Origin of the sequence: Nocardia sp. NPDC049190 (assembly GCF_040648115.1) — a bacterium.
In the GTDB taxonomy this organism is placed as follows: domain Bacteria; phylum Actinomycetota; class Actinomycetes; order Mycobacteriales; family Mycobacteriaceae; genus Nocardia.
Genome location: NZ_JBEZDE010000040.1, coordinates 44,766 through 51,691, shown reverse-complemented (window position 1 = coordinate 51,691; position 6,926 = coordinate 44,766). Strand labels below are relative to the sequence as shown.

General features: G+C 67.5%; 9 protein-coding genes. 3 read left to right on the top strand and 6 right to left on the bottom strand.

The features are described 5' to 3' along the window. The 3 genes from AB0B25_RS26650 to AB0B25_RS26640 form a co-directional block, all read left to right on the top strand. The coding region (locus AB0B25_RS26650; protein ID WP_357184823.1) for a PLP-dependent transferase at nt 1–261 on the top strand (261 nt) is incomplete at its 5' end. 300 nt (nt 262–561) lie between these two features. Continuing rightward, nucleotides 562–1,398, top strand: a complete 837-nt coding sequence (locus AB0B25_RS26645; protein ID WP_357184820.1) for a hypothetical protein — start codon at nt 562–564, stop codon at nt 1,396–1,398. Nucleotides 1,399–1,622: 224 nt separating this feature from the next. Beyond that, nucleotides 1,623–1,796, top strand: coding sequence for a CsbD family protein (locus AB0B25_RS26640; RefSeq protein ID WP_357184817.1), 174 nt, complete (start codon nt 1,623–1,625; stop codon nt 1,794–1,796). Between the two features lie 59 nt (nt 1,797–1,855). Here AB0B25_RS26640 and AB0B25_RS26635 read toward each other — a convergent pair whose 3' ends face one another. From AB0B25_RS26635 to AB0B25_RS26610, 6 genes are all read right to left on the bottom strand, one after another. Beyond that, nucleotides 1,856–2,095, bottom strand: a complete 240-nt coding sequence (locus tag AB0B25_RS26635) for a hypothetical protein (protein WP_357184814.1) — start codon at nt 2,093–2,095, stop codon at nt 1,856–1,858. Then, nucleotides 2,092–2,781 carry an ElyC/SanA/YdcF family protein gene (locus tag AB0B25_RS26630; RefSeq protein ID WP_357184811.1) on the bottom strand — a complete coding sequence of 230 codons (690 nt, stop codon included), beginning with the start codon at nt 2,779–2,781 and terminating at the stop codon, nt 2,092–2,094. Before AB0B25_RS26630 ends, AB0B25_RS26635 begins: the two co-directional genes overlap by 4 nt. An 82-nt stretch (nt 2,782–2,863) precedes the next feature. Continuing rightward, nucleotides 2,864–4,891 carry an MMPL family transporter gene (locus AB0B25_RS26625; protein ID WP_357184809.1) on the bottom strand — a complete coding sequence of 676 codons (2,028 nt, stop codon included), beginning with the start codon at nt 4,889–4,891 and terminating at the stop codon, nt 2,864–2,866. A 177-nt stretch (nt 4,892–5,068) separates the two neighbouring features. Further along, nucleotides 5,069–5,872 (bottom strand): RNA polymerase sigma factor SigF, encoded by an 804-nt coding sequence (locus AB0B25_RS26620; RefSeq protein ID WP_357184806.1) that lies wholly within the window; start codon nt 5,870–5,872, stop codon nt 5,069–5,071. Continuing rightward, nucleotides 5,865–6,299, bottom strand: coding sequence for an anti-sigma factor (locus AB0B25_RS26615; protein WP_357184803.1), 435 nt, complete (start codon nt 6,297–6,299; stop codon nt 5,865–5,867). Before AB0B25_RS26615 ends, AB0B25_RS26620 begins: the two co-directional genes overlap by 8 nt. 138 nt (nt 6,300–6,437) lie before the next feature. Beyond that, entirely contained in the window at nt 6,438–6,869 is a 432-nt protein-coding gene (locus AB0B25_RS26610) for a VOC family protein (RefSeq protein ID WP_357184800.1), read from the bottom strand. Between the last annotated feature and the right edge of the window lie 57 nt (nt 6,870–6,926).

Genomic DNA, 6,926 nt, shown 5'->3' with positions numbered 1-6,926 from the left:
GTCGCGTTCGAGCTGCGTGGCGGTGTGGACGCGGGCAAGAAGTTCGTCGACGGATTAGCCCTGCACAGCCATGTGGCTAACATCGGGGATGTGCGCTCGTTGGTGATCCACCCGGCCTCGACCACTCATTCCCAGCTGACTCCGGAACAACAGTTCGCCGCCGGTGTCACGCCGGGCCTGGTTCGACTCGCCGTCGGCATCGAGGGAATCGACGATATTCTCGGCGATCTGCGTGCGGGTTTCGCCGCGGCAGCTTCCTGACGCGTCGACACCCCGGGGCGCCGCTTCGTCCCGGGGCATCGGCGATGCTCGAATACTCTGCGGGGATCGCGTGCCGAACAGCGGGACGAAATCCCGTTTCGAGCGGATTTTCATGATTTCGGGTCGAAAGACCGGCGCAGAAACAGTTGCGGCGTTATCGCCGTTCCACACACGGACCGGTAGTCGAATCGGGCGAACCGAGCCGATCGAAAAGAAATTCAACTTTCGCGCATCCAGAAGACGTCCCGGACCGAACCAGAAGGTAAGCATATGCCCGCTCCTGAATGAGGTGGTAAGTCCATGGACCAACAAACACCCGAAACGCCAGCACACCCTTTCTTTCGCCGGACGGCCTCCCTCGTCGTCGCCAGCGCGATCCCGCTGTCGATCCTCGGCACAGCTACTGCTGTGGCGACTCCGCTGGTGCCGGAGATTTCCGTCCAGAATCCCTTCGCACCGGTCCCTGCCATCGCTGCGGTGGCCCCGGTCGCAGACCCCGCCTCCCCCGGCGCTGTTCCCGCCGACCCAGGTGCGGTACCGCCTGACGTCGCTCCCCCCGCACCGGTGTCCACCGGCCGCAACGACTCGAGCACCAACCGGCCGATGCCGGACCCGAACGTGCTGGCTCCTGTCCTCCCGGAGCGTCTGCACATGCCCAACCCCGCCGCCCCCGCGCCCTCGGTCGCACCGATCGAGGCGCCCCCCGGCACGCTGCGCATCGGTTCCGTCGTGGTCGGACGTCCGGACTTTCTGCCGCCTGAGATGGGTAAACAGTTCAACGACGCAGTGGCCGGCACAGAAGCGGGTATCGCGCAGTCCTTGGACTCGGCAGGCTTCGAGCCCTCCCGCTCCGATCGCATCGCCGCGGACCTCCTCGGTTCGACCACCATCGGTGCCTCGGTGGGCGCTCTCGTGGCGGCCCCGGTCGCCTCGATCGGAGCGGTCATCGGCGGGATCAGCGGCGCCATCGCCGGCATTCCGATGTTTCCGACGGGAACGGTAGTGACAACCATATTCGGCGCCGCCATCGGTTACGCGTTCGTCGCATGGCCGGCCATGGCTGTCGGTGCGGCGATCGGTGCGGCGGCCGGCCTCGCCCAAGGGCTGCTCATGCCGCCCACCATCGCGGCGCCGTAGCCGAATTGCCCCGCCGACGCTCCGCGAAACAGGATTCGGATACGCGGAGTCGATGACGTTGGGATCGATGTCATAGCCCGCACGATTTACCCAGGCAGACCCGGTTTCAGCCGGGTCTGCCGGTTTGCTGCGAGCACCCACATGTTTGGCCCCACCGTAACGGGCTATGGCGAAGGTGACCGGCTGGATATGGCAGGCCGGTCACCGCACACGGAGGTTGTTACATGAGTACAGTCGACAAGGCGAAAAACAAGGCCCAAAATCTCGCGGGCAAGACCAAGGAAAAGCTCGGCGAGGCGACCGGCGACCGGGACCAGAAGAACAAGGGTCGGTCCGATCAGGTCAAGTCCGACGTCAAGGACGCGGGCGAGAAGGTCAAGGACGCCTTCCGACACTGACCCGAGCGCATCTGCGAGCGGATGGCCACACCACGTGGTCATCCGCTTATACGGTCCGATTATCCATCCCCGTCCGGCGCCGACGCGCCCTTGCTCAGTTCGTCGACCACCGCGAGCGTCGCGAACACCTGCGCTTGAGCCTGGAGCGCGTGCACCCGCGCCCAGCGCGCCGCGCTCGCCTCGGCGCCGCGGTCACTCAAAAAGCCGGTCGAAGTATCCCCGACACCGCGCTGAGCGTCCCTCATCGCCTGCTCGGCATCCGCCGCCAACTCGGCGGCCCGCTGTCTGTTGGTCTTCATCGTCCAACCCTATGCCGCCTCGTCGGATCGGCAACGCCGTCGACGTCGCGCTCGGTGATGCGGTGTGCCGCCGACGCATCGCCAGGTAGACACATCCCGACCAGAGCTTTCGGCGCGGCCGCCCACTCACGAAGAGTGTTGCGAGCCTTCGTCACCCTGCGCGCATCGCACGGAGCGAAAACGCCGTCGGCGGCGATGCCCGCCGCGCGGCCCAATGCCACCGCACGCGGTAGATGCCGCCGCTGGCTGACGATGATCGCGCGATCGATGCCGAACATCCGTCTCGCTCGCAGACATGTCGCTCGCGTCGACAAGCCGGCCCCGTCCGCGCGAATAAGCCTCGGATCGACGCCGTGCCGCACGAGATAGCGAGTCATGGAGTCGATTTCATCGCCGGAGGCACCGCCCGCGTCGCCGGACACCAGAATTTCGCTGACCCGGCCCGCGCGCATCAGTTCGATCGCGACATCGAGCCGCCCGCGCAGGTAGGCCATCGGTGAACCGTCCTGGCCGACCCGTGCTCCTGGCACGATCACCACCGGGGCGTAAGGCGCATCCGCTACGGCGAATCGGTGCCCCGCGGACAACATCCACAACCACCCATTCGATCCGACCACCGCAAGAACCGATACCAGCACGCCCCTCCGAACGAGCACTCGCAGTCGACGTGCCTTACCACCGGCCACGCCACCCTCCCATCGGTCTCAGTCCGTTGTGCCCAGGCCCGGGCAAGCACCACGCCGCATCGACAGTACGCGGGAAGGGCGGTCAGCCGGACTCTTCGACGCGCCACAGTTCACTCGGCCACCAGACCGGTCGCCCGATCAGGCTGAACAACGCCGGGACGACCACGGTGCGGACAACGAATGTGTCCAGCAGGATGCCGAGACCGACCACGATGCCGATCTGGGTGAGGGTGATCAGTGGCAGCACGCCGAGCACGCAGAAAACCGCCGCCAACACCACCCCGGCGCTGGTGATCACGGCACCGGTCGCCGACACCGCCCGGACCATCCCCCGGGTGGTGCCGTGCCGTGGGGTCTCCTCGCGCGCCCTGGTGACCAGGAAGATCGTGTAGTCGACGCCGAGCGCGACCAGGAACAGGAAGGCGAACAGCGGAACGCTGATGTCCAGCGCGGGAAATCCGACCATGTACTCGCTGATCCAGCTGCCCAGACCGAGCGCGGCCACGGCGCTCAGGACGGTGACCGCGACCAGCACCAGCGCGCCCGGCACCGCCCGCAACAACACGAGCAGCACGACGAGCACCACGAGCAGGACCAAGGGGATGATCACCGTCCGGTCCCGGCTCGCGGCGGACTGGATGTCCAGCGCCTGAGCGTCGGTGCCGCCGACGAGCGCGTCGGCTTCCGGCACCGCATCGACCGCGGCGCGCAGCGCTGCGATCGTGTCGAAAGCCTCCGCGGAAGCCGGTGGCGCATCGAGCACGACCGACCACCGGGCGAGCCCAGTCGGCGAGATCCCGGTCCGCCACGTCTGCGCCAGACCCGCGGTCCGGCCAAACGCTGCCTCGATCTGCGGGGCCGAACCGCTGCGCGCGAGCACGATGGTCGGATCCGAGGCGCCGGATGAGAAATGTTGTGCGAGCGTGTCGAATCCCTCCACCGACTCGGCACGGACGCGGAACTGGTCGATCTGCGAAAGACCGATCTGCGCCGTCGACAGACCGGCCGCACACACGACCAACAACGCGATCGCGCACCCCGCGACCATCGCGGGCCTACGCACAACCCAGCCGGCGACAGCGTGCCAGATCCCCTCGTTCATCGTGTCGTGGCCGTTCGCGTCCGGCACGAACGGCCAGAACACGTTCCGCCCGCACAGCGCGAGCGCGACCGGCAGCGCCAGGAGGACGAACACGACCGCTACCAGCAGACCCGCCGCTGCCATCGCGCCGAGGCTGCGGGTGTTGGGCAGCGCGGCGAGCAGCAGCACGAGCAGTGCGGCGACCACTGTCACGTTGCTTGCCAGAATCGCCGGCCCCGCCCGCCGCACCGCCTGCCGCAACGCCGCTCGGTGATCGGCGTCCCGGTGCAGCTCATCGCGATAGCGCGACACCAGCAGCAGCGCATAGTTGGTTCCCGCGCCGAACACCAGCACGCTCGTGATGCCGGCGGTCGATCCGTCGAAAGTCAGTGTGGTCATCTTCGCCAGGCCGGTTCCCACGCCGGTGGCCACCCGGTCTGCCGCGCCGACCACCGCGAGCGGCACCAGCCACAGAACGGGAGAACGATAGGTCGCGATCAGCAGCACAGCGACCACTGCCGCCGTCACCGCGAGCAGAGTGACGTTGGCGCCGGAGAACGAATCGGCGATATCGGCTCCGAACGCGGGACCCCCGGTCACCTGCAGGATCAGCCCGTCGGGCAGCCCCTCGTCCGTCGAAGCACGGATGTCCTCGACGCGGTCGGTCAGCGCGAATCCGCTCAACTCGGCGTCCACCGGCACCTGACCGATCGCGGCCTGCTGATCCGGAGACGTCAGGATGGGTCCCGCGGACGGCTGTCCCGTCGCGCGCATGATCGCCGCGGCCATGGCGGCCCGATCGTCATCGCCCAGATCACCGCCATCCGCGCGGGTGACCACTACGATCGCGGCGGTCGAGCCCGCGTCCGGGAACTCGCCGAGCATCTGCTCGACCCGCGCCGACGGCGCCGACGGCGGCAGCGAATCGGGCGCCTGCCCCGCCGCGGTGTTCTCGCCGACAGCGCCGATCAGCCCGGCCGACGCGGCAATGATCACCAGTAGCAGCACCCACGACCTTCGAGCGGTCACCAGCGACGCGTACCGGTCCCAAGGATTCACCCGGCAACTCTCTCAGACTCTCCCGGTGGGACGGCGGACCTGCCGCGCGCCGGCCGGTCCTCGCGGCCGGAATGTCGCGCCGCCCACCACGGCCTTGTCGCCGTTGCCCGGGGCGACGCGCAAGCGGCCGACGGTGCGGCCGGCGTGTCAGTCTCGTAAAGCTTGCTCGCGCAACGATTTCAGCGTTCTGGACAGGATGCGCGAGACCTGCATCTGCGAGCAGCCGATCCGCTGGGCGATCTGCTCCTGAGACATCGAATCGAAGAAGCGCATGACCAGCACCTGTTTCTCCCGTTCCGGCAGCGCGGCCAGCAACGGTTTCACCGCCATATAGTTCTCCACCGTGCCGAAGTCGGGGTCTTCGGCGCCGAGCGTGTCCAGCAAGGAGGAGCCGCCGGATCCGGTGTCGTCGACGTCGGGCGCGGCATCGATCGAGGAGGTCTGATAGGCGTTGCGGGCGATCAGCGCCTGGGTCACCTCGTTCAGGTCGGCGCCGAGCTCCTCGGCGATCTCCCTGGCCCGGGGCATACGACCGAGCCGCTGCGACAGAATCTCCACCGTGGGGGCGATCGTGGACTGGATTTCTTTGAGCCGCCGCGGGACTCGCACCGACCACGCGTAGTCGCGGAAATGTCGCCGTACCTCGCCCATGATGGTCGGCACGGCAAACGACAGAAAGGTCGCACCGTGTTCGGGATCGAACCGGTCGACCGCGGCGATCATGCCGACCCGCGCGATCTGCAGCAGATCCTCGAAGCTTTCCCCACGACCGCTGAACTTCCGTGCGATGTGCTCGGCCAGCGGCAGGCACCGGTCGATCAGCTCCGCGCGCACCGCCTCCCGGGTCGAATCGTCCTCGGCCAACGCCGCCAGCTCAGCGAACAACGGCTCGATATTGTCGTAGCTGTCTCCCCTGCCCGACCTCCGCCTGGGATTGGGCTCGCTACCCATCGGCGCCGCCGCGGACCCAGCGGAAGTCGACGACGGTCGGGTAGCCGCCCGCGGCGGCGTCGTAGTCACCGCGTGCGGTGGCGACGGAATCGGTCAAGGTCGACACGATGTGCCAGCCGAAACTGGTCTCATCCGGGGTAGCATCCGACACCGCGATCGAGGAGATCCGCACGTCCACCGCCTCGGCGTCGAGGGTGAACGCACAGTCGATCTCGGACCCGTCCACGGCGTCGAGCACCAGCGCGCTGGCGACCTCGTCCAGAGCGAGCCGGATGTCGGTCACTTCGTCGATGCCGAAATCAGCCATGAGCGTGACGGTTTCCGCCAAGGCACGCAACATCGCCAACTGCTCCGACTCCGCAGGCACCCGCACGCTGATCGTCCCGGTCCGCGTCGTAGCGGGAGGAGTCACCTCACCCTTGCTCATGCACCGCTCCCAGTAGTAGCACCGTCCGTCGGAGCGACCAGCCTACGCCTCCTGGCTCGCCACCCCGAGAGGACATGGCCTGGAGCGAGCATCTTGTCCCGCGGGCCGCGGATCCGGTCGATCACAGCGCTTCTTGGTTCACATCGGCGAAGTCAGCTCGAGCTGGATACCGTCCGGATCGGAGAACGACAGGATGGCGATGCCGAAATCCGCCATCTCGGTGATCTCGCCGTGCTCGACACCGGCCTCGGACAGTCGCGACGCCGCCGCGACAAGGTCGTCGCGAGACGCGACCGCGAAGCTGAGATGGTCCAGCCCGACACGCTCGGAATCGAAGCTGTCCGTCGCGGGCGCCACCGGGCGCAGGCCGAGCAGCATCCCGTTGGCGTGGAACACCACCCCGCCGAAGAGCTGCATCGGGTCGGCGCGCACCACCGGGTCATCTGGGCTGCCACTCGATTCGGCGGCGATCGGGAACCCGAGGATGTCCCGGTAGAAGGCTCTGGACCGAACGATGTCGGTCACGGTCAACCGAATGTGGTGAGTACCGGTTGTTTCGATCACTGTCACGAAAAACTCCCCAGATGCAGACGATACGACGGGTCTGGTTCGGTCGCGCCCGGGCCT